This is a genomic window from Dehalococcoidia bacterium, assembly GCA_022449765.1.
Taxonomy (GTDB): domain Bacteria; phylum Chloroflexota; class Dehalococcoidia; order Lucifugimonadales; family Australimonadaceae; genus UBA2963.
The window spans coordinates 80,617-102,975 of the sequence record JAKUPZ010000001.1 but is presented as its reverse complement, the minus strand read 5'-3'; the positions used below and the strand labels follow the sequence as shown (position 1 = coordinate 102,975).

Genomic DNA, 22,359 nt, shown 5'->3' with positions numbered 1-22,359 from the left:
GTCAAACACCCTGCTAGACTAAATCAATGTCAATATCGTTTCATAAGTACCGATTAATTATTCTAATTAGCCTGATCACTTTTTTCTTGGATCAGATCTCCAAATATGCTGTTATACAATCGCTACCGATGGGCCATTCATGGCCCAAAACCGGGTTCTTTCGATTAACACATATCGCTAATACAGGAAGTGCGTTCGGTCTTTTTAACAATCAGAATCTGATTCTAACCGTAGGGGCATTCCTAGGTATAGGGATATTGATTTATTTCTATCACTCTTCTCCAAACCCTTCAAATTGGTTGAAAGTCAGCTTAGGGCTAGTGCTCTCTGGCGCAGCGGGAAACCTAGTTGATCGTCTACTACTAGGACATGTTACGGATTTCATTGATGTTGGCCCGTGGTACATATTCAATATTGCAGATGCTTCGATAGTTACGGGAATGATCGTTTTAATTACAAGTAAAATTTTATTTGAAGACCAAGGCAAAAATCCACATTCTCTCGTAAGAAGTTTCGCCGGCGATGAAGAGTATGAAGGATAACGAGACTCTACAGGTAATTGTTAAGCAGGATAGTTCCGGACATCGTTTAGATTTATTCATTCAAAATCAAACTGAAGAAATAAGCCGATCGAGAGCAGCCGCTTTAATCCGCACAGGGAATATCCAAATTAATAATAAGGATGCGAAACCTTCTTCGATCGTTCATGTAAATGACGTAATCACCATTTCGATTCCCGCTGTTCAACCTTTAAATTTACCAGCACAAGAAATGCCGCTAGACATTATTTTTCAAAACGAGAATATCGTAATTATAAATAAGTCAGCTGGTATAACGGTTCATCCAGCACCAGGGCACCCTGATGGAACATTAGTTAACGCATTATTGCATGCGATACCAGATCTCCGCGGGATAGGAGGCGAACAAAGACCAGGAATTGTCCATCGCCTAGATAAAAATACTTCTGGCCTAATAATTGTTGCAAAGAATGACTACGCCCATAGGCATCTTTCGAATCAATTAAAAAATCGGTTAGTCTCTAAAACTTATATTGCACTTCTAAATGGCAAGCTTGGCAATGACAAAGGTGAAATCGATGAACCCATTGGAAGGAACCCCCATAACAGAAAAAAGATGGCAGTTGTCAGCACCGGTCGAGATGCAATAACGAGGTATAAAGTTATAGAGAGGATAAATTTTGAATCCTCTCAGTACACTTTGGTAGAAGCTTATCCTCTAACAGGTAGAACGCATCAAATACGTGTACATTTTTCAAGTATCAGGCATCCACTTGTAGGCGACTCCATTTACGGAGGAAACCACTCTAGGATAAATCGTCAATTCTTACACGCTGCAAGACTAGAGTTTGAAATGCCTTTATCTGGTTCATCTGCGTCTTCTCGCGTTAGTTTTGAGGCTCCTCTACCAGATGATTTAAATGGCTTACTTCAGCAATTTAGAGCATAGGCATTAATTTACCAAATTTGAAAAAAGTATTCTCTTAAAAATGGCTGAGGGTATATTACAAATAACAAATTATCCAATATCACTACCATAAATGCAGCAACAACCAACGTAGACAGTAATCCCCATGCGATACGAAAGCGGCCATCAAGTAATAATAACGGGCCTGTGAAAGCAAACGCCAATGCAGCCCAATTCAATCCTATGGTAGTGCCAACAAGAAGAAAAAGAAGAAAAAGTCCCAGCACTTTAAATGCCGCTTCTCTCACACCTTCAATTCCGGTGCTCAATATTCCTAGATCCATTAAGTATGAGCTTTGCCGCTGGCTTTTTCTTTTAATATTCATTGCAATTTCAATGCAAAGAAGACCTATTGCAAATAACGAAATCCAGAAAGGAAATCCTGTAAATCTTAATTCCTCTCTTAAAGGATTCATCAAATGATCCGAGAGCAACAAACCCACTCCAAGTAAAATAATTACTGGAATGAGAATTTGTGCAGAGAAAAATCTTTTAAGTAGGGAGTGATTCTTAAATGTATTTAGTTTCACAGATGAGTCATTCAAAAATTGCCCTCTTGTATTTCGTACAAGGAAAAAGCCAAATACAATAGACACCAACAAGATTGCTATCGTTAAAGATCTGCTAAAAGTACCTTGGAAGCCATAAATACTGATGGAGTTGAGAAAGTTTTTCTCTATGATAGGTTCTAATATAAACCCAAGTATCATTGGAGGTCTCGGCCATCCGTATTTCTTCATGACAAGACCCATCACGGACACACCAAGAACAATTTGAATCCCTCTCCAGTTTGTAGTATCCACGAATGCAGATAGTAATACTAAAGGAATTACAATCGAGCCAATGATTGGGTAGCGAATCATCGTAAGCCTTGAAATATACCCAGTCATACCCAACCCCAAGCAAGCAATAACAAAATTAGAAATCGCCAATGTAAGTACCAATAAAATCGTTATATGGGCATTGATACCAAGCATCTCAGGACCAGGAGCAATTCCATATGGAATCATTGCTGTTACTACTAAAGCCCAAGTCGGTGCACCGGGAACACCAAGCGAAAGAGTAGGAAGTGCAGCTCCAGCTTCCTTCGCATTTTGAGCAGATTCTGCAAATAAAACTCCCTCCAAAGAACCTTTACCAAAAAGCGATTTATCTTTAGTGAAAGTAATACCAAATGCATAGCTCAGCCAATCAACCACCGATGATCCAACTCCTGGGATAGCCCCTAGCAATACCCCAAATGCGGATTGCCGAAGAATCATTTTCCATCGAGATATTGCAAATCTTGCACCTTGTAAGACTTCTTTTTTAGATACATACGCACCTTTGTTCGCTACAGGCTGGCGGCTAATCATAAGATCTATCAATTCGGGAAGAGCAAATAAGCCTAAAATAAAAGGTATCAACGGCATCCGCACAAACGGATCAACGGTAAGGCGCCCGTAATCTCCAATTATTGCTAGGAGCATGCCCACTAAAGCAGCCACAAGTCCTTTAATCATCGCGCCACGACATAAAATAACTACCATGGCAATTCCAAATACTGCAGTAGCCCCTATTTCAGCAAACCCAAAGCTCAATACCCAGGGTCTGGCAATGGGTATTAATGCCATCAAAATCAAAGCTCCAACGATCCCGCCAATTGCAGATGCGGTATATACCGCTCCGAGTGTATGTGCTGCCTTACCTTGCCTTGCTAATTGGTGGCCTTCCAGAAAAGTAACCTGCGTAGCTGCACTAGGCTGGCCAATCAAAATCGCGGGAATTGAATCAAGCGTATTACTTACCCCACTTATCGTGGCTAAAGCAACGAGACCAATTGCAGGGTCATCTACTTCAAAAAGTATGAGAGGAAAAGCAAGAGCCATTACCAAAAAAGCATTTGTGCCGGGAATAACGCTGGTTAATGCTGCAAGAAAAACAACGCCCAACATCACAACCCAATAAGTTGGGTCTAATAAAAAAGCCAACGCTGTTAGTATTGGATCCATTTGCTTTTAATGCCTCAGATTTTTAACTATAAAACTGCAATAGGATTTATTGGTGAACCTGTGGCAAAAGGAAAATTCAATGGCGCTAAAGAGAACAAAAACTGATAAGTGTCCAGCCGTTCACATTCTACCGCGAGAGCTTCAAAATCTGCGTTATCCACTAACCACAACCCCATAGCAACTTGACCAACTGAATGAATAGGTCCATACATACCCTCGTAGCCAGTAGGTCTTACTTCTTGTGCACTATCACACGCTAGAATCGAAATGCCTCTCTCATGCAACCATGGCAAACACGATGCATGAAGACCAGCTCTCCCTCCATCTCTTGGTACAGGCCCCAACATTGATCTCCTCCGAGTCCACCCAAACCTAAGTAGTAATGCGTCTCCCTCCTCAACTTTTACTCCTTGTGCTTTTTCTGCAGCTTCCAAGTCTTGGATGAATGCCGCATCGCCGGGCTCATACCAAAGGACTTCTCTCTGTTTTGCTAAATCCAATAAAACACCTTTAGTAACAAGTCCATTGTTCATACCATCAACCGCGCCGAACTTTGCTTTATGAGCAGTAGAAACAATACTAGCGGGACGGTCGTTATACATTTTCCCTTCCCAAAATTGATGACAAAGGGCATCTAAATGCGTTTGCCCTGGTCCATGAATACCCATTCCGAAATAATCTGTCGAATGCTGGGAAGTCCATTCCTGGTCATCATCAAGACAATATGTCTCGCCGCTTTCAACCATAAAATGAATTGGTGTTAGAGGTTGATCAACTGCATGTTGAGTACTAATGGGCCTCGCGCACCCGATAGATATTCCCTGCCGCACCAATCCTGCAGCTTGTAGTCTTTTTTCAGGCGTAATTAAATTTAAGGTTCCTATTTGATCGTCTTCGCCCCAACGACCCCAATTACTCAACGAGTGAAAATATTCTTTTATTTCCAATTCTGATGGCAGATTATTATATTTTCCCATCTCACCCTCCTTTTTAGTTGAAAAATAATGGGAATTTAAAAGTAAAAAGGGCTCGCATTGCGAACCCTTTTTATAATTAAATTTTAGGCAATCTCAAAGAACATCGCCTACTTTACCTAGAGGCCTGCGCAGACCCACTCTATTAGGTGCGCCATTCCTCAAAGTTGGATCTTCAATTTCTACACCTTCCCATTCTGGGAGGGTGGCACCAGTGCCAGAAAGCTCTTGCTCTACATGATTATTAACCACGATATTCTGAAAAGGGCCTCTTAGCCGTCCTTCATAGCCTGGATATTCAAAATGTTCTACTGGGTAAATCAATATTTCGTTTTCAGTTTCGTCACGAATCACATTCATAGGGTCCTTACCCTGGGCTACTAATTCCATTTGCTCATCAAGTAGTCTCCTATACATAATTATCCCAACGTCTGATACTCCTAAACGCTCCGTTGTCCTATCTGTAATAGGCCCTTGCATGATCCATGCTGCTTGGTCTTGCCCAAGTACCCAATCTGCCTTAATAGAGCCGTCCTCATCAAAACAAGGAATATCCTCATGCTCAACTACAGTTGGAGCAATCTCTGACGCACTCAAGGGGTGTAAATCCACCACAAAATGGAGTGTATGAGTGTCATCAACAGGAACTCTGTACTGGAGATTAGATGTTATGTGCAAAATGTTAGGAAATAAAATTGGGTGACCCATTTGCCAATGGTCATCCTGTTCAGTTTCGTCACCTACCAATCGCCTTTTAATGATCCCATAATCAGTAATTTCAAACCCTATTCTTCGATGGTCTGCACCACGGGAGGCGATACGAGAATTCCACGTATCACGATCCTCTGGCGAAAGCTTCTTCGCCATAACCCGCCCGCCCCAGTAGCGATGAAGCCATTGGAAATGTAGTGGATCTAGAGAGTTTTCATGACACTGCAGCCAATTAGCTGGAATCATTACTGTTTGAATTCGCCTAATGCCATGCCACATCAAAACATCAATATTGGGAAGCAAAGGCGCCGGCTCTGGCCCCATGTAGGCAAAGATTGCACCCCCAAGCTCTTGAGCCTTGTAGGCTTTAATTCTTACCTTTTCTTTAAATTTTGAACCTTCTGGTTCCGAAGGTTGGTCAACACAGTGCCCTTCTTCGTTAAATATCCATCCATGATAGGCACACCGAATACCGTTATCTTCGGGGATACCGTATGCGAGGCTCGCCTTTCGATGTGCACAACTAGGTTCAATCAATCCTAGTTTCCCCTTGGCGTCACGATAGAGAACTAAGTCTTCACCTAATAAGCGTACTTCTTTAGTGGGATTTTCAGGGTCTAACTCTACGCTGGCAGCAACAGGGTGCCAGTAACGACGCATAAGCTCACCCATTGGAGTACCAGGGCCAACTCGTGTCAATTTCTCATTTTGCTCTATAGTCAGCATAAAACCCTCCCCGATTTTCTTTGCATGGCTTATCCTAACAGCAGTATACAGAATCAACCAATATACTTTTTACTAGATAATTATGGTGAAAAAACCTTATGACCGTTCGTGTACGCTACGCACCCAGCCCAACCGGAGAACCTCACGTAGGAAATATTAGATCCGCTCTATTCAATTGGCTCTTTGCCCGCAGCATGAATGGGAAATTCATCGTAAGGATTGAAGACACTGATCAAGGGAGGCTAGTGCCAGGTGCTTTAGATTCGATATTAAATGCTCTGGAGTGGCTAGGACTCGACTGGGATGAAGGCCCAGAAAAAGATGGTGGTTTTGGTCCTTATGTGCAATCCCAACGCTTACACATCTACCGTGAGCATGCAGATTGGTTGATTCAGCAAGATAAGGCCTATTACTGCTACTGCAGTTCGGAACGCCTAGCTGAAATGCGAACTATGCAACAGTCCAAGGGCCAACGACCAGGCTATGACAGGCATTGTCGTCAAAAGGGGGGAGATAAAATAAATGAGAGCGCTAATCCCCCTGTAATCAGGTTTAAAATGCCCTATAGCGGAACCATCACTGTTAGTGATTACGTTCGTGGAGGTGTGAGTTTCGAAGCTAATTTATTAGACGATTTCATTCTAATGAAATCCGACGGATTTCCGACTTACCACTTAGCAAATATCGTAGATGATCATCTAATGGAAATTAGTCATGTAATGAGGGCGGAAGAATGGCTACCCAGTGCGCCACGCCATCAAGAATTGTATAAAGCATTTGGTTATGAAATGCCTTGCCTTGTACACCTCCCAATAATCTTAGGCCCTGACAGATCCAAATTAAGTAAGCGTCATGGAGCTACCTCAGTTTTGCAATTTCGTGATACTGGCTATCTTCCAGAAGCAATGGTCAATTTTCTCGCATTACTAGGGTGGTCATTGGACGATTCTACCGAAATATTTTCAATTAATGATCTAATACAACATTTCTCCATAGATAGGATCCTTGCCAGCCCGTCTGTATTTAATCACGAGAAATTAGATTGGTTTAATGGTCAATACATAAGGCAACTTAATAATCAGGATTTAGCGCAAGCAGTGCTTCCTTGGTTGATAGACGGAAGTAGCAAAAACAGCTCCTTTTACAAAGCAGTCAATATTGAATACCTAGAATCGATTGTTCCACTCGAGCGTGAACGATTGAAAGTGCTATCTGAAGCCCCTGAATTATTCTCTTTCTTCTTCAATGACGATTTGGGTTACGATAAGAATCAACTTATCCAGAAAGGAATGGATTTAGTTTCGACTAAAACAGCGTTAAATGCTGCTTATGATTTGATAAACAACGCAGATAACTGGGATATTGAAACACTAGAAAATGCTTTCAGGCTATTAGCCCAAACATTAGAGATTAAAACTGGGCAATTATTTGGGAGCATCAGAGTTGCCATCACCGGAAGAACGGCGGCACCACCATTGTTTGATACTATTCACGCATTAGGAAAACAGCGTTGTATCGAAAGAATACATAAAGCAAAAGAGTGCCTATAATATCTCCAGTCTGTGACCTTCAATGGGGATTCGTCTAGTGGTAGGACGCCTGACTCTGAATCAGGTAACGATGGTTCGAATCCATCATCCCCAGCCAATCCTAATCTCGGAAATTTACATACTGTAAAGGAAGATCGTTTTCCATCGATTTTACGTAAGTTATCGCCTCTTGGAGGTCATCACGTTTCTTACCCGTAACTCGTAGTTCATCACCTTGCAAAGATACTTGCACTTTTAATTTTGTAGCTTTTATAGCTTTAATAATTTTACGACCCGAGTCACCATCAATCCCTTGCTTAATTCCAACCGTCTGCCTAAGGGTATCTCCCGATGCCCGCTCAGTAGGCTTGAAATCAAGAGCTTTGCTATCAACGTCTCTACGTGCAAAATAGGTATAGAGTAATTCTTGTACTTGGCGAAGTTGGAGGTCGTTATCGGCTGTGACCGTCAATACATCGCCATTACGATCCACTGCGGCCTTAGTACCCTTTAAATCAAACCTTTGCTGTGTCTCTCTCTTAATACCATTCAAGGCATTATCAACTTCTGACATATCTATTTTCGAAACAATGTCAAATGAGGGCATTTTGATTCTCCCTAAAAATTAATTATTCGCCGCTAAATAGCTCGTGAAACTCAATCCAAGTCTCTTCTTCCTTAAGGTGCAGCTGAGCAAACAACTCATCAATCCCCTCCGGAGAAGGATTATCGTCCCGAAAGATTGATTTAATTTCAGCATCAATCCATTCCATATAAACAGTATTTTGGGGACCAGGTGTAGTATAGCCACTATGGTAAATGCGAGAAGGCTGCCTTTGTCCAGCAGCTTCATATTTATCACCAATTGCTTTCAAAATTTCACAAACCTGGCGAACTTCACCTCTTTTTACCCTAAATACCCTTCTGATTAAAAACATAATTCCTCCATATCAGCAGATTAATCTTATAGGTTTTTTTTTGCTTTCATTATTTGTCGCTCATAGTACTTCCTATAGCTAACCACTAAAGGTATGTATGATCGATCTGATTTTGACGGGTCTGCAAACATATACTTACATACTGAAATCTCTATTTCCGGATCACTCCACCCTTTGGACATTCCTTCCTTGATTATTTCACCAAGTTCAATTGTCACACGTTCAACAGCGTCTATGGCAAAACTGGGATTAGATGCTAAAAATCCCGAATGCACTGGCAGTAAATACTCTGGGTTTAGCTTTCTAGCTTTTCTTATAGATTCAATGCTTGCATCAACATCAAAGTAAGGAAGGGTCATTGGTGGGTCTGGCATGTATCGATGAGGTTTGTAATTACCCAGTCCATGGCCACAATAAAGCGCCTTATTAGCTTCATCAAATATGCCTATATGATCTAAAGAATGACCTGGCATAAACACTACACGGTAATCACTATCACCAAGTTTTAAAACAGTACCATCTTCTACAACTACCATTTTTTCATCAGGCACTGGTAGAAGCGCCCCAAAAATAGTTTCCCAATCTTCACCAAAAACATCTGCAGTTCCAGCAGTTAAACGTGATACATCTCGCATAAAAGGAGCGCCACGCGTATGGAATATTGCCTTAGCGCTAGGCAATTGATCTACCATCCAACCAGCGGCTCCTGCATGATCAATATGTATATGTGAAGGAATTATCGACTCGATTAGATCAGTTTCATAACCTAATTTCCTTATGGCATATAAAATCTCTTCAGCAATAGAAGTGGGGCCGGGGTCTAATATTGCCGATTGCTCCCCAGCGATGAACCATGCTGCATGTGGCATGGGTCCATCTGTGAAAAGTTCAGCTGTATCCTGCCCGTAAGAAGTTCTAAGCTCCCAAACCCCAGGGAAAATCTGTTCTACATCCATGAATACTCCAATAGATTTAGTTACTGTCAGTTATATTGATGCCATAAAAGCTTTCTGCTTTACTGACACTCAATACCCCGTCATCAACATCATTTTTTATTCGCTCAAATGAACGTTCGGAAGCAGGGAAGGCACCTCCGCCCCCACCTGTTTCGATTCGAAAAATATCACCTGAATATAAAATTATATTTGAAACTATGCCGGGAAACCGTTTCTCTCTATCAGTATCTGGATTTATCACAACGAAGGCATTACTCCCATCATCTCCACCTTCAACCCCGGCTGCCTTTCTACGAGCAGCACCTCCTGAAAGACGACTGGTAGCGGAGACACGATATTCTCTTATATAGCCTGGTCCTCCCCTAAACTTACCTTCCCCTGCGCTATCAGGTATTACCTCAAATCGCAGCATCTCCACAGGAAATTCTGACTCAATTACTTCGCAGCTTGTAAGCTTTGCATAACTCGCTCTTGACCCAATTCCGGTAAAACCATCTCCCCCGTCCCAGCCAGGAGAACCTGCGTACATTAGCTCGTACTGTACATATTGCCGATTATGATCACCTTCATAGCCAATAACGATAGAGCTCTGCGTTGCAATATGAGCTAGAGCTTTATTCCCAGAAGCCTTCGCCATCACCGCTCCTATAACGCTTTCTACCAGCGCAAGGGTTTTGGAATAAAAGCCCACGGGGCCTGGGAATGTCGGATTAAGCAAGCTCCCTTCACTGAATACACACTTTACAACATCACTAACACCCCAATTTAAAGGGATGTACCTGTCTGTTAGCCGAATGACAGCATTCCTTGCTAATCCTTCTATGAAGGCGGGCCTCAAATTAATTGGTGCGATAGATTGATCACCTGTTTGAGAGAAATCTAAAATTAAATTGCTATTTTTTATAAATGCAGAAACGTGAAGCCTAATTTGATCACCCGAGGCAGGATCATCAACCCAAGCTTCCACCTCGCTAAGAGAGTCTGGCCATTTTTTTAACTGCTCTTGAATTCGAAAACGGCTTTTTTCTCCATTCATTTGGAATTGAGTATTCAAGGCATCAAGACTATAAATCTCGACTAATTCTTTTAGCCTAGATTCACCAATTGTGTGGCATACGCCCGCTTTTGCTACTAAATCTCCAATCATCATTGAAGGTACACGGCTGTTACCTCTAATAAACGACTCCACGTCTTGAAGGATTTTATAATTACGCATAAATCTCACTGGAGGGATAATCAGCCCTTCTCCGTACAAATCATGCGCGGAAGAATTACGTGTACCTGGTGAAACTCCCCCCGTGTCAGGAGTGTGCCCGATACTAGCAGCAAACGCCATAAGGTGATTATTTGAAAAAATAGGAGTAATCACAACCATATCGTTTGCATGCGGACACCCACTGTAATATGGATGACTTGCAAGGTACGCATCACCTTCTTCAAAGCTTTCCTCTCTATAAAATTCCAACAATCCTTGGATCGATACCGGCAAGCCACCCATGTGCCCTGGATGGGAACCTCTAGCTACGAGTCGCCCCTTGGCATCAAGGATTCCACAACTGAAATCATGAGATTCCCTTACAATAGTCGAATACCCCGTTCTAAAAACGGCATTCTCCATTTCTCTTACAATTCCATCCAAGCGAGCTGTTATAACTTCAAAAGTGATGATGTCCAAATCGTTATTTTTTATAATTCCACCTCGCTTTTTAGCGTAAATTCTACAAAGGTTTCAGGCTAAAGTATTATTCCGTTATAATTGCCGCGAGTCGCAAAAATTGGCGCATTCGTCTAGCGGCCCAGGACACCGCCCTCTCAAGGCGGAGATCACGGGTTCGAATCCCGTATGCGCCACCAAGAAAACTTAGTTGACCGTGTCACTTCTCAAGCATATTGTTTACGTGATATGAATTCAGCATATAAGCCGGAGGAAACATGTCAGAATTAGTTACCGTTGCTGCAAAAATTGCGCCCGGGGAAACTGAACTCCGAGAGATAGCACTTCCCGAAATTCCTGAAGACGCAGCCCTCTTAAAAGTTGAAGTTGCTGGGGTCTGAGGAAGCGACGTCGGTGGGTACCACCGACATATGGATGGATCCGCTGTCGTTATGGGGCATGAAAACGTAGGATATTTGGCCAAAGTTGGTCGAGTCTTTAGTGCAAGATGGGATGTTAAGGAAGGCGACCTCGTCGCCTTAGAAGAGTATTTACCTTGCGGCCATTGTGAATTCTGCCGAATTGGAGAATATAGGCATTGTTTTGCTACAGATTCCTCAGCTAATGACAATGCTATTCGATATGGATCTACATCAGTAGACATTCTCCCTTCATTGTGGGGAGGGTACTCGCAATATCTTTATATCCCACCAAATGCAGCATTGCACAAAGTGCCCTCTGGCGTAACTGCAGAGGAAGCAGCAATGGCACTTCCAATGGGTAACGGCGTTCAATGGGCATTGATGGAAGGTCAAGCAGGATTCGGCAAATCTGTATTAATCCAAGGTCCTGGGCAACAAGGTCTTGCCTGCGTAATAGCTTCTAAAAAAGCAGGCGCTGATCTCATAATTGTGACCGGCACAAATAAAGATGCAAAGCGATTTGAAGTGGCTAAGCTTCTAGGGGCGGACGCGATAATAAACGTTCAGGAGCAGGATCCTCTACCTCTCATAAAAGAATTAACCGGTGGAGGCCCTGAAGCAGGTGTAGACACAGTTGTGGATTGTACTTCACACGCAGGGAATGCTCCCACTCTATTATCAGTTGAAGCTACTAAGCGAAAAGGCGGAATAATGGTAGCCCAAGCGGAGGCACCCACATTCCCAGATTTTCCGATCGGGCGCTTAACCAGGAAGTACATGACTTTAAAAAGCGCAAGAGGGCATAGCTTTGAAGCAGTAGAAAAAGGCCTGCAGATAATTGCTTCCCATCAATTCCCTTTGGAAGAAATGAGAACACATACCTTCGGATTAAAAGACGTAGACACTGCTATTCGAGCAGTAGCAGGTGAAGGAATCAGCGACGCTATTCATGTTTCTGTATTACCATGGGAGTAAATAAGTCGTATTATTGTGGATGAGTAAATCCATGCAGTTAAAGGTGAAAAATGCTTTCAATAGAAGAAAATAAAAAGCTTTGTGAAACCGACCAAGGAACCATTATGGGTGACTACATTAGGCGATTTTGGATACCTTTCCGCCTCAGTAGTGATGTGCCTGAAGCAGATGGAGCTCCAATTCGTATTAAGCTAATGGGTGAGGATCTCTTAGCGTTCAGAAATACTAAAGGAGATGTAGGTCTAATTCAGAGTAACTGCCCTCATCGTTGGGCGGACCTGTTTTTTGGTCGTAATGAAGAATCTGGCATCAGATGTACCTACCATGGATGGAAATTTGACAGTGAAGGCAATTGCGTTGATATGCCCACTGAAACCGACGAAAGTACCTACAAAGACAAAATTAAAATAGCAGCTTACCCAGTAAAAGAAATCGCTGGAATCCTATGGACCTATATGGGTCCCAAGCAACTTACTCCAGAAATACCCGATTTTGAATATCTCAAAATGCCAGAATCACATAGGTTTGTATCTTGGAATTGGCAGCAAACTAATTATGCACAAGCTATTGAAGGCGGTATTGACTCCGCTCATTCTAATTATCTCCATGCTTCTTTGGACGCCTACAACATGACAGAAGCATGGAAAGAACAATGGCAAAAGTCGCAGAACTTACGTGACAAATACCATGCGAGGGACCAACATCCAAAGTTTTTTGCTGAAGATACTGACTATGGCGTGATTACTGGCGCGCGAAGAGATACCGGAGAAGGCGAATTTTACTGGAGATATAATTTATTCTTACTTCCGTTTTACACAATGCCGCCCTCGGCTCCTACTCAAAAGTTCTTCCATGCGTTTGTCCCCATCGACGACCACAACAATATGCGATGGACATTTGTTTGGAACTTGGCTCGCCCCCTACTTGCAACGGATGTAGAAGATTGGCGAAATGGTTCGGGACTTCACGCGGCAGCGCTACCAGGACCAGATCATTGGCCTTTAAGAAATAAAGAAAATGATTATCTAATCAATCGCGATTACCAGAAAACTTTATCTTTTACTGGAATTACTGGAACAGGGGAGCAAGATTTTTCAGTGCAAGAAGGCATGGGTCCAATCACCCCACGGAATAAAGAGCACTTAGGTACTACCGATATAGGTATCATAAAATCAAGAAGGCGATTACTCAAAGAGGCAACTGCTCTGCAGGATGGTTCTGAACCAGAAGCGGCTTCAAAGGGTAATTTCTATTACTTAAGGTCAGGGGATGTATTGCTAGGGCCTGAACAAAATTGGGTAAAAGATCCTGTCATCCAAGACCTCCAAACAGCTACTTGGTAATACAAAAGCAGAGAGGAGATACAGTTTTATCTCCTCTCTGCTTTTGTATAATAGAGTATCCTTTCATATCTAATGGTCAATAAATACAATCAAAAAGAAAAAACTTCCCCTGCGGCCAACGAGCAATTTAGTGAAAAATGCGTAACGGAAATCAGACGGAAGCTTCATAATGCCAGCCAAAAAAATACTGCTGACCAAATACGTAAATCCGTTAATGAAGATATCGATTGTTACGGAGTTACAACCACCGATACTCATAAAATTGGGCTAGATGCGGTTCGAAAATTAAGGGCAGAAGGCCTTTCGCAAACTATTCATATTGCTGACGCCCTTTTCCAATCACTCAAGTACGAAGAAGCGCTTATCGGAGGCCAATTGGTGGGTGCCCTTGCACGATTAATTTCCGCTTCAGATTTTGAAAACATATCACCATGGGTAGACCTAGTAAATTCACCTCGGACTGCCGATTCATTTGCTATTAATTGTATAAGCCCTTGCCTTGCCGCAAAGCCTTCCTTGGTCAAAACTATGCGTGAATGGGCACGCTCTGACAATGCTTCGAAACGCCGATCCTCAATTTCTTCATTCAATCCATTAGTGCGCGAAGGCCGATTTCTTACGGATGCTTTAGAAGTTGCTGCAATTCTCATGAAGGATAATAACGCTGACGTCCAGCGAGGAGTGGGAACAATGCTATTAGAAGCAACTCGATTACAAGCAGGTAGAGTAATTGAATTTTTAGAAGAATGGAAAGGATATTCTTCTAAAAATATTTTTCAAATTGCCACCTCTAAATTACGCCCTGATCAGCGATCTAAACTCCTGAACGTATGAACAAAGCTGGCTTAAATCCTTGGAAACGTTTTTTACGATCTATTAAATTTACATTAATTGTAGGTTTTTCAGGGCTTGCACTTAGCGCAGTACCTGCATTATTCATTCAATCTGTATTTGTTGCTGAAGCGCAAAGATGTATCGAAGCAATTGAAATATATGAAGCAGGTGGCAATGCATCAATTAACTGCATAGACGGATTTAAAGATCCACCAGTATGGCTACCCCCTGTAATACTTATAGGCGGTGGCATAATCGGTTCATTAGGCGGATTAGGCTACGGCATGTTTGTCCCTCCCAGAACAAGATCCTCATCCAGGAACCTATCCAATGAAAGGTGGCTACCTTTTTGATTAGGCGGTTTAATCAAATTTAATCGCTAGACAAAATCATAGAGTTTCTTGCTATCTGCTGGTACCTTGTGATGTGCTATGAATTCCTACTTAAAAAGAAAAAAATCCTTTGCAGAATTCGCATTATCCATTTGGGCCGCATTGTCCATTGGATTGAGCTTAACTGCCTGCGGACTCTTTGCCGAACCCGGCTATATCGCTTACACACTAGGTGAGGAAGGGTCACGCGCTATAGCCGTGTCTATGCCTGATGGGACAGATCAGCGAATTATAACGATGGATCCCGCTGGTAGTAACTCTGACAATTTTGCGCCTGTCTGGTCTCCAGATAGGCAACACTTAGCCTTCATAAGCAATAGAGATGGGAATCATGAAATTTATTTAGCAATTGCAGATGGTTCTAATTTCATGCGTCTTACAAACACTGGAGTAGATGAATCTCAAATTTCTTGGTCTCCTAAAGGTGATCGTATCGCATACACCTCTCAATCTGATAACGGAGTTCCTCAAGTTCATTGGTTGAATTTATCGGATTTACGTCCTAATCGTTTATTATTTGGTAGTGATAGTGAAATCGATCCATCTTGGTCGCCCAGCGGAGAGCTTATTGCCTTTTCAGTGTTAGACAATAATGGTAATTCTACTGGGATATTTTTAAGAAACCCCGATGGAGTAAATCGAATACAGATTTCACAATCAAACGATCGTGATCCAGTATGGTCACCCGATTCTAAACAGCTAGCCTTTGTATCGACCAGAGACGGGAGTGAAGATATTTACGTAGTTGAAATTGGCGAAAATGGGCCTCGTGGGCAAGCGTTAAGAATCACAAGCACTCCTGGGCGGGATTTTGCACCAGTATGGTCAGAGAATGGTCAAAGAATAGCGTTCCTATCGGATAGAAACGGTAATGTTGATATCTTCACTGTTTCTCCTAATGGAGAAGACCTAGAAACGCTAACTAGAAGTCCCGTTGATGAAACATCGGTAGAATGGAGCAACGACGAACGGCTAGTTTTCGAATCAATAACCTCTGGATTAAGTCAACTTTTTGTTATGAATCCAGATGGAGTTCAAAAGCAAATTACGGAAGGCTCTATTCCCTCAAGTCTACCTCAGTGGTAAGAGTGTAGTTGCTCAGCTGTCCAGCCTAACCCCATAGCGATCTTCTCTAATTGCCCAACTTCGTCAATCTGCTTAACTTTCGATAGGAAATCCCGCAAATCAATTGATTGTAATCGAATGAATCTTAATTGTGATTCAATCGGGCTGATAGACCCGCCACTATCCGCATAACTGCCGTAAAAAGCAAACCATGCATTATTTAATTTCCTTATGTTATAACCTTGATTTACAAAAAATCTTCTTCTATCTTCAAGGTAAATTTGCGAATCCTCTACCGACCCCACTGAAAGTAACGCTTCTAATTTCTGCCGCGTACGTCTCATCTCAGCCTTGTAATCGAATTGGTTACTAACAATGATTTGAGAGCGTTGAGTTGCAGGGGTCCACGGCTCTCTTATTATTTTTTGCCCTGTAATTAGCAAATAGGTCTCGTCACCAATTTCCTCTGCGAAAATATTTGCCACAGTTTCATTAATAGTTCTTAATTCCCCACCTTCAAACCATTTCTTACCCAAGGGGCGGAAAATAAGCCAATGGTGAAGCCATTCATGCGAAATTAAATTTAAAGCACCATGTAGAGATGAGGTATTCCTAATTTGCGCAGGATATGTTGCAACTCCTCCAATACGAATCACTAGGGCTGATGTGTCTGGGTGCGCCTCTTCAATATGATTTTCAATGCTAATTTGTTCCAGCAAACTGAGATTAGGCTGTAGGAGAAATTCACGTTGACGAAAAATCCTCTCCACTGGAGAAGTCATTAAAAGTAATCCCCCAGGTTCAAATGTAAAATCTACTGGTGGCCAATGAACTGGGCCCCATTCATCGATAATATTATTTTCAGATAAAACTTTGGACACCTTTGCTTCTAATAGCTCTTCTACTAGCGGAGTTATCGATATTATTTGGCCCTGTATACGTTCAATTTCCTCCCCTATATGTAAAATTTCATCCTGATCAGCATTCTGTGCGATTAGGTATTCCAATTTACTTTTTTCTGAATGTTGCAACCCCACAAGTTCAAAAAATTTTACTATTTTTACCTGTTTCTCAGATTCTGATAATTCATGTCGAAATAGGGTTGTACTTAAATGGATCCATTTATTAAAGAAATTGGAAATCTCCCAGTGAATCAAATTTTGTTTATTACCCTTGAGGATTCGGTCATAAGAATTAGATGAATTAGTGAAAAACACGCTTGCGATTACAGTCGCAGTAAATAGAAGTAAGCTGATTAACAAGAAGACCGAAGGGGGGGATAATTTACCATCTCTAAAAATTGTTAGACGCAATAAAATTTGCCTTTAAACAATGTTATTTCTAGCAAGCATTAAGTCGAAGAACGAGACCAAATTGTATGATATGGACCCTGTCCTCTAATCATAGAGACCATAGCCTGCCTTTCAAACTGCTTAAGCTCTTCAAGGGCGTTTGAACACTGTTCCAAGCAAAGAGAAGAGCCCGATAGGGTAATCCTGCGAAATAGCATCTCCCAAACCAATGAATCTACCAAGCTTTGAATTGAGCTATGCCAAGGGATAACTGCTAAAGCATGAGCATGAGGAAGGTGCGGTCTGGCACGATTAACATGCCGCAAGCGTCGATCTGCAGATCCAAGAGGGGCTGAAACGGTAATAATGGGCGGATCATTTTCCGTAGCCCGACTATCAAATACAAGGCATTGGTTGATCATCGGTAAAATAACGCAGACAACTTCAGCAATTTCAGCATTCTCTATTGCCTCAGCCATTTCTCGTTCAAATTCAGAATCTGCCATCAGTTCACCTTGTATTCTTAATCTATTAACTCGTGTAACTGCTCTATGAATGCAGGAAGTACTTTTTCCCAGTCACCCTTCACACCGAATCTTGCTTCTTTGAAAATATTTGCTCCCTCATCTTTATTGATTGCAACAAGTGTTTTTGAATTGCTACATCCTGCCATATGCTGACTCGCTCCAGAAATACCTATTGCAATATATAAATCAGGTGTCACAGTTTTTCCTGTAAGTCCTACTTGATAGCTCGAAGGAACCCACCCTGCATCGCATGCAGCACGAGATGCTCCAACTGCCCCCCCCAGGACTAGAGCGAGATCATGAAGTTTTGAAAATGCTTCAGGGCCGCCAAGGCCTCTCCCTCCGGCGATGACAGTCTTGGCATCTTGAAGGCTTATTCCTTCAGATTGTTCTTCAATTTTCTTGATTACTCTCGTGCGAATATTCGAGTCAAATACGACTTCCTGAATTTCGCCTTTCCTAGAGCGGTCTGAATCATTTACTTCAAAGCTTTTAGGTCTCAATGACAAAACCGCGGGTTCTCCAAGACATGCAACTTTTGCGTTCACATTCCCGCCATACGTCGGCCTAGTAGCGCAAATTCGCCGAGCATCATCACGCTCCAGTGACATGCAATCTGTAACTAAAATTGTACCTAAGCGAAAGGCAAGTCGAGGCATAACGTCACGACCTGTAATTGTTTTGGAACCTAAAACAAAATCAGGCTTAATTTCGATGGCCACTTTGTACGCCGCATTTACAAGATCGTCGAATTCACCGTCTGCTGCAGGACCTTCTGAAACAGTATAGACATGATCAGCACCTGCAAATATCGCATGCTCTGCAATAGACTCAATATCATAACCCGCAATTATTACCGCTATGCTCGAGGCTTCAAGTATTTGTGCAGCAGCAATACTTTCAAGAGTTGTTGCAGTCAATTCCTGATTATGAATTTCACCTACAATCAACGCTTTTGCCATTAAATCACACGCTCTTCTCTTAATCTTAGTGCTAACTTCCTTCCAGAATCTGCTTCGTCCTCGCCTTCAATGATCTCTGTCTGAACCAGCTTGGTAGGTTTTTCCAGTGAGACAAGCTCCATCGCAATATCTACGGCTTCTCCCGCTAGTTCTAACTCATTAGTATCCCAAATTGTTGGTTGAATCCTACGAGCTCCCATTATGCCGCGCATATTCGGGTATCGTGGATTCCCTAACTCATTAGAAACAGTAATAACCGCAGGTGTTGATGTTTCTACTATTTCATACCCATCGGGGAGCACACGTTCAACTGTCACTTTCGTACCTTCAACATCAATTTTTCGTGCAATTGTGGCCAAAGGCCAATCAAGAAACTCAGCTATCCCAATTGGTACAAGAGCATTGTCCCAATCACTGGCTTGCCTGCCTGAAATAACTAAATCTACATCTCCAATTTTCTTTATAGCAATGGCAAGTGCTTTTATCACTAAGGTTGGATCTATACTATTTTCAAAATTAGGATCCTGAAGCAAAATTAAATCATCAGCGCCCATAGCCAAGGGCTTCTTTATTACATCCAAAGCAAAACTGGGGCCACAGGAAAGGACCGTAATCCGAGCATCTCCAACAGCTTCTTTAATTCTTAAGGCCGCTTCCACCGCTTGTTCATCATACCCATTAATTACGGGCGAAAAATTTGCAGAAATAGCCACTTTTTTGTCTTCTATTACAAAGGCTGAAGCAGGAGTTTCAGGGTCTACAACTTGCTTGGCTGTAACCACTATGTGTAGAGTCATTGATTACTAGCTCCGCTATATCTCACGCTTAAATTCAGGAAATCTTGAATCTCCATCACCATGATGCTAGCACCCACCCCCAAGGGTAGCAAGATTTCTGTAACCAGAAATCATATTTTTTGTATACTCCTCATCGGATCACTTAAAAAAAACGATGATAAAATTACTTATCTTTATTTATTGAGCAAATTTTGCTACCTATACAACTTTCATTAAAGAATTTCTTATCCTACCGAGAAGCGGCACCGAATCTCGTGCTCGAAGATGTACATGTTGCATGCCTTTGCGGCCCCAATGGCAACGGAAAATCTGCGTTATTGGATGCAATAACTTGGGTTCTATGGGGCAGAGCTCGGGGGCAAAGAACAGACCAACTATTACATCATGGGCAAAATGAGATGTCAGTCGATCTCATTTTTGATATTTCGAATAATCGATATCGTGTTTCTAGAAGATACTCGAAGGCTAGAAGCACTCCTCAAAGCTCTTTAGAACTTTATTTGAAAAATACTGATGGTAATTACGCCCCTATTACTGGGGACTCAATTACCGCTACTCAGTCTTTCATTATACGGCTAATCAATATGGACTATGACACATTTGTGAATAGCGCATTCCTCGTCCAGGGCCGAGCAGATGCTTTTACAATGTCTAGCCCCACACAAAGAAAAGAGGTTCTTACTAAAGTACTAGGATTAGGACTTTATGATCGGTTAGAGGATCGTGCCAAAATGCACGCACGAGATTTGCAAGGTCATCTGTCTACGTCTAATTCGATAAGCCTCCGGCTAGAAGAACAAATTTCAAATTACGATGCTAAAAAAATTGCATTATCCAGCGTAGGGAATCAGCTAGCCAAATCCAATGATTTGGAAGCTCACTTGCTTTTGAAGCTGGGCACAATTAATTCAACCATCATTGAATTAGAGCAATTGCGATCTTACCAAATTGATAGGGAAGAATCTGAGCAACGATATAGCAGAAGAAAAAAAGAATTTGATACAGAGTTACTAAATCTTGAATCTAAAATTAATGAACATTATGAAATTCAGGCTAGCTCAGAACCAATTCTTCAAGGATACGCTGCTCTACAGGACGAAAAAGCAATCCTCAATTCCTTGAATATTACCGCACAAAAGGCTTTAGCGTTCCAAGTAGAACTAGCACCTTTAGAAAAAATAATTAACGAATCTCGAGTGAGTTTAGAAGCGAAAATCGCCTCCATCCAACAGACTATGCAGAATGAGCTCCAACCCAAGATCGACTCTCGAAATTCTTTAGAGTCTCAGTACAGTTCTGTTGGTATCGAAATTGAAAAACTCAAAAGCCAGCTGCTTGAATTAGCTGAAGATCACAAAAAAAATAATGAGCGTTACAAAAAAATAGAAGCACTCAAGCATGCAAAAAATAATTTATACACAGAAGGAAATGCCACTAAGGAAAAATTACAAATCCTTCAGCATGCCCACTCCAGTCAACATAGCTGTCCATTGTGCGAAACGTTACTAACTGCAGATGGCATTGAACGGCTCCAGAAAACCTATAATCAAACAATTGAATCTCAGCGTTCCTTATATAAAGAAAAAAGCGAACTGATCGAATCCGAAGAGTCGATCTATACACGCCTAGAGAAACAATATAACGATTCTAATGCGAGTATTACTTCCGCAATAATCGACTCGGAGAGAACCCGAGGAGAGCTTAAAACCCTTCTAGACAATTCCTTGAAAGCATTTGAGATGTACGAAAAACTACGGGCAGAGCTTTCAGGCTTCGAAATCAATCTTAAAGAGTGTAATTATGCACCAAGGGAACAAGTCGAGTGCGAAAAAATCCGAGCGCAATTAAATGAGTTAAATTACGATCCTCAGCTAATCGAATTGTCTAAGGACAAAATCTCAAAGCTTCTCATATGGGAAGAGTCTCATCAGAAGCTTCTTTTAGCAAACTCAAGGCTGAATGAAGACTTGGAGTTACAAATATCGTTGAAAGCCCGAATTCAGGATAATGAAGATGATTTAGCTCGAAATACGACTGAATTGGTTTCCATCAGAGAAAAAGTCAAAGAGCTTTCTTCTTTAAATATAGAAAAAGCAGCCCTTGATAACTCCTTGCAAATTGCGCAATCCGAAAAAAACAAATTACTGAATGAAGAAGGATCCTTATTACAAGAATTGAAGGAAATTGAAAAAGCGAAACTTGAATTAAGCGCATTAGAAAATGAGCGGAAAAATTTAGCTTTTGAATCTTCAATTTACACTGAGTTAGCAATAACTTTTGGGAAGGGAGGCGTTCAAGCTCTGTTAATTGAAGCCGCAATTCCTCGGTTAGAAGACGAAGCCAATGAGTTACTCCACCGTATGAGCGACGGGAAAATGTCTATACGATTAGAAACTCAAAAGCAACGAAAAAGTGCGAATACAAGCTCTGATGTTGCTGAAACTCTAGAAATAATCGTCGCGGATGAACTAGGTACGCGATCGTATGAAATGTTTAGTGGAGGAGAGCGTTTCAGAGTCGATTTTGCTATACGGATAGCTCTTAGTAAATTGCTAGCATGGCGTTCCGGAGCACCTCTACCAACATTGTTTATAGATGAGGGGTTTGGGACGCAAGACACAGACGGAAGAGATCGAATAATTGAGGTCTTAAAGGCAATTGAGGATCAGTTTGAATGTATATTGGTAATTACACACCTAGATTCCATTAAAGAGGCTTTCCCTTTAAGGATAGAAGTTCGACGTACTGCTGAAGGTTCTACTTTCTCAGTTTACTGATAGCTTGCT

Annotated in this window: 19 protein-coding genes, 2 tRNA genes and 1 pseudogene; 11 read left to right on the top strand and 11 right to left on the bottom strand. The window is 41.8% G+C overall.

What is annotated here, in order from left to right:
- Positions 1-26: 26 nt before the first annotated feature.
- Together lspA and MK127_00485 are read left to right on the top strand one after the other, a co-directional pair.
- Positions 27-542 (top strand): signal peptidase II, encoded by a 516-nt coding sequence (lspA, locus tag MK127_00490; GenBank protein ID MCH2531282.1) that lies wholly within the window; start codon positions 27-29, stop codon positions 540-542.
- A complete protein-coding gene (locus MK127_00485) occupies positions 532-1,467 on the top strand; it encodes an RluA family pseudouridine synthase (protein ID MCH2531281.1) in 936 nt (311 codons plus the stop codon). Before lspA ends, MK127_00485 begins: the two co-directional genes overlap by 11 nt.
- Before the next feature lie 8 nt (positions 1,468-1,475).
- Here MK127_00485 and MK127_00480 read toward each other — a convergent pair whose 3' ends face one another.
- From MK127_00480 to MK127_00470, 3 genes are all read right to left on the bottom strand, one after another.
- Positions 1,476-3,476 (bottom strand): tripartite tricarboxylate transporter permease, encoded by a 2,001-nt coding sequence (locus tag MK127_00480; protein ID MCH2531280.1) that lies wholly within the window; start codon positions 3,474-3,476, stop codon positions 1,476-1,478.
- A gap of 26 nt (positions 3,477-3,502) precedes the next feature.
- Positions 3,503-4,453, bottom strand: coding sequence for a cyclase family protein (locus MK127_00475; protein ID MCH2531279.1), 951 nt, complete (start codon positions 4,451-4,453; stop codon positions 3,503-3,505).
- 93 nt (positions 4,454-4,546) lie between these two features.
- Entirely contained in the window at positions 4,547-5,887 is a 1,341-nt protein-coding gene (locus tag MK127_00470; protein ID MCH2531278.1) for a Rieske 2Fe-2S domain-containing protein, read from the bottom strand.
- Between the two features lie 98 nt (positions 5,888-5,985).
- On the opposite strand from MK127_00470, the gene gltX reads away from it, so the two are divergent.
- Both gltX and MK127_00460 read left to right on the top strand, forming a co-directional pair.
- Positions 5,986-7,437, top strand: a complete 1,452-nt coding sequence (gltX, locus tag MK127_00465) for a glutamate--tRNA ligase (GenBank protein ID MCH2531277.1) — start codon at positions 5,986-5,988, stop codon at positions 7,435-7,437.
- A gap of 23 nt (positions 7,438-7,460) precedes the next feature.
- Positions 7,461-7,534, top strand: a tRNA-Gln gene (locus tag MK127_00460).
- Positions 7,535-7,537: 3 nt separating this feature from the next.
- On the opposite strand, the gene MK127_00455 is transcribed toward MK127_00460, so the two are convergent.
- The 4 genes from MK127_00455 to MK127_00440 are packed head-to-tail and all read right to left on the bottom strand — an operon-like array spanning position 7,538 to position 10,985.
- Positions 7,538-8,023: a YajQ family cyclic di-GMP-binding protein gene (locus tag MK127_00455; GenBank protein MCH2531276.1), complete on the bottom strand. Its 486-nt coding sequence runs from the start codon at positions 8,021-8,023 to the stop codon at positions 7,538-7,540.
- Positions 8,024-8,045: 22 nt separating this feature from the next.
- The gene (locus tag MK127_00450; protein ID MCH2531275.1) at positions 8,046-8,354 is read right to left on the bottom strand and encodes a hypothetical protein; all 309 of its coding nucleotides are present in this window, start codon (positions 8,352-8,354) and stop codon (positions 8,046-8,048) included.
- 26 nt (positions 8,355-8,380) lie between these two features.
- Positions 8,381-9,310: an MBL fold metallo-hydrolase gene (locus MK127_00445; GenBank protein ID MCH2531274.1), complete on the bottom strand. Its 930-nt coding sequence runs from the start codon at positions 9,308-9,310 to the stop codon at positions 8,381-8,383.
- Positions 9,311-9,326: 16 nt separating this feature from the next.
- The gene (locus MK127_00440) at positions 9,327-10,985 is read right to left on the bottom strand and encodes a hydantoinase B/oxoprolinase family protein (GenBank protein MCH2531273.1); all 1,659 of its coding nucleotides are present in this window, start codon (positions 10,983-10,985) and stop codon (positions 9,327-9,329) included.
- A gap of 102 nt (positions 10,986-11,087) precedes the next feature.
- Here MK127_00440 and MK127_00435 point away from each other — a divergent pair.
- From MK127_00435 to MK127_00410, 6 genes and pseudogenes are all read left to right on the top strand, one after another.
- Positions 11,088-11,164, top strand: a tRNA-Glu gene (locus MK127_00435).
- Between the two features lie 78 nt (positions 11,165-11,242).
- Positions 11,243-12,361, top strand: a pseudogene (locus MK127_00430) (zinc-binding dehydrogenase).
- Positions 12,362-12,411: 50 nt separating this feature from the next.
- Positions 12,412-13,704: a Rieske 2Fe-2S domain-containing protein gene (locus tag MK127_00425; GenBank protein MCH2531272.1), complete on the top strand. Its 1,293-nt coding sequence runs from the start codon at positions 12,412-12,414 to the stop codon at positions 13,702-13,704.
- Between the two features lie 72 nt (positions 13,705-13,776).
- Positions 13,777-14,538, top strand: coding sequence for a DNA alkylation repair protein (locus tag MK127_00420; GenBank protein ID MCH2531271.1), 762 nt, complete (start codon positions 13,777-13,779; stop codon positions 14,536-14,538).
- Complete coding sequence (locus MK127_00415; protein ID MCH2531270.1) at positions 14,535-14,891, top strand: hypothetical protein; 357 nt, start codon at positions 14,535-14,537, stop codon at positions 14,889-14,891. The genes MK127_00420 and MK127_00415 overlap by 4 nt, the downstream gene beginning before the upstream one ends.
- Positions 14,892-14,969: 78 nt before the next feature.
- Positions 14,970-16,016 carry a DPP IV N-terminal domain-containing protein gene (locus tag MK127_00410; GenBank protein ID MCH2531269.1) on the top strand — a complete coding sequence of 349 codons (1,047 nt, stop codon included), beginning with the start codon at positions 14,970-14,972 and terminating at the stop codon, positions 16,014-16,016.
- On the opposite strand, the gene MK127_00405 is transcribed toward MK127_00410, so the two are convergent.
- From MK127_00405 to MK127_00390, 4 genes are all read right to left on the bottom strand, one after another.
- On the bottom strand, positions 16,007-17,257 hold the full coding sequence (locus MK127_00405; GenBank protein ID MCH2531268.1) for a hypothetical protein: 1,251 nt from the start codon (positions 17,255-17,257) through the stop codon (positions 16,007-16,009). The two genes, MK127_00410 and MK127_00405, sit on opposite strands and share 10 nt — an antisense overlap.
- A gap of 89 nt (positions 17,258-17,346) precedes the next feature.
- On the bottom strand, positions 17,347-17,793 hold the full coding sequence (locus tag MK127_00400; GenBank protein ID MCH2531267.1) for a hypothetical protein: 447 nt from the start codon (positions 17,791-17,793) through the stop codon (positions 17,347-17,349).
- Between the two features lie 17 nt (positions 17,794-17,810).
- Positions 17,811-18,776, bottom strand: a complete 966-nt coding sequence (locus MK127_00395) for an electron transfer flavoprotein subunit alpha/FixB family protein (protein MCH2531266.1) — start codon at positions 18,774-18,776, stop codon at positions 17,811-17,813.
- The gene (locus MK127_00390; protein ID MCH2531265.1) at positions 18,776-19,573 is read right to left on the bottom strand and encodes an electron transfer flavoprotein subunit beta/FixA family protein; all 798 of its coding nucleotides are present in this window, start codon (positions 19,571-19,573) and stop codon (positions 18,776-18,778) included. Before MK127_00390 ends, MK127_00395 begins: the two co-directional genes overlap by 1 nt.
- A 191-nt stretch (positions 19,574-19,764) precedes the next feature.
- Between MK127_00390 and MK127_00385 the strand changes: the two genes are divergently transcribed.
- The gene (locus MK127_00385) at positions 19,765-22,350 is read left to right on the top strand and encodes an SMC family ATPase (GenBank protein MCH2531264.1); all 2,586 of its coding nucleotides are present in this window, start codon (positions 19,765-19,767) and stop codon (positions 22,348-22,350) included.
- Positions 22,351-22,359 lie beyond the last annotated feature (9 nt).

Coding starts and splice junctions, on each gene's coding strand:
- lspA (MCH2531282.1), top strand. CDS start 27: ATGTCAATATCGTTTCATAAGTACCGATTAATTATTCTAATTAGCCTG.
- MK127_00485 (MCH2531281.1), top strand. CDS start 532: ATGAAGGATAACGAGACTCTACAGGTAATTGTTAAGCAGGATAGTTCC.
- MK127_00480 (MCH2531280.1), bottom strand. CDS start 3,476: ATGGATCCAATACTAACAGCGTTGGCTTTTTTATTAGACCCAACTTAT.
- MK127_00475 (MCH2531279.1), bottom strand. CDS start 4,453: ATGGGAAAATATAATAATCTGCCATCAGAATTGGAAATAAAAGAATAT.
- MK127_00470 (MCH2531278.1), bottom strand. CDS start 5,887: ATGCTGACTATAGAGCAAAATGAGAAATTGACACGAGTTGGCCCTGGT.
- gltX (MCH2531277.1), top strand. CDS start 5,986: ATGACCGTTCGTGTACGCTACGCACCCAGCCCAACCGGAGAACCTCAC.
- MK127_00455 (MCH2531276.1), bottom strand. CDS start 8,023: ATGCCCTCATTTGACATTGTTTCGAAAATAGATATGTCAGAAGTTGAT.
- MK127_00450 (MCH2531275.1), bottom strand. CDS start 8,354: ATGTTTTTAATCAGAAGGGTATTTAGGGTAAAAAGAGGTGAAGTTCGC.
- MK127_00445 (MCH2531274.1), bottom strand. CDS start 9,310: ATGGATGTAGAACAGATTTTCCCTGGGGTTTGGGAGCTTAGAACTTCT.
- MK127_00425 (MCH2531272.1), top strand. CDS start 12,412: ATGCTTTCAATAGAAGAAAATAAAAAGCTTTGTGAAACCGACCAAGGA.
- MK127_00420 (MCH2531271.1), top strand. CDS start 13,777: ATGGTCAATAAATACAATCAAAAAGAAAAAACTTCCCCTGCGGCCAAC.
- MK127_00415 (MCH2531270.1), top strand. CDS start 14,535: ATGAACAAAGCTGGCTTAAATCCTTGGAAACGTTTTTTACGATCTATT.
- MK127_00410 (MCH2531269.1), top strand. CDS start 14,970: ATGAATTCCTACTTAAAAAGAAAAAAATCCTTTGCAGAATTCGCATTA.
- MK127_00400 (MCH2531267.1), bottom strand. CDS start 17,793: ATGGCAGATTCTGAATTTGAACGAGAAATGGCTGAGGCAATAGAGAAT.
- MK127_00395 (MCH2531266.1), bottom strand. CDS start 18,776: ATGGCAAAAGCGTTGATTGTAGGTGAAATTCATAATCAGGAATTGACT.
- MK127_00390 (MCH2531265.1), bottom strand. CDS start 19,573: ATGACTCTACACATAGTGGTTACAGCCAAGCAAGTTGTAGACCCTGAA.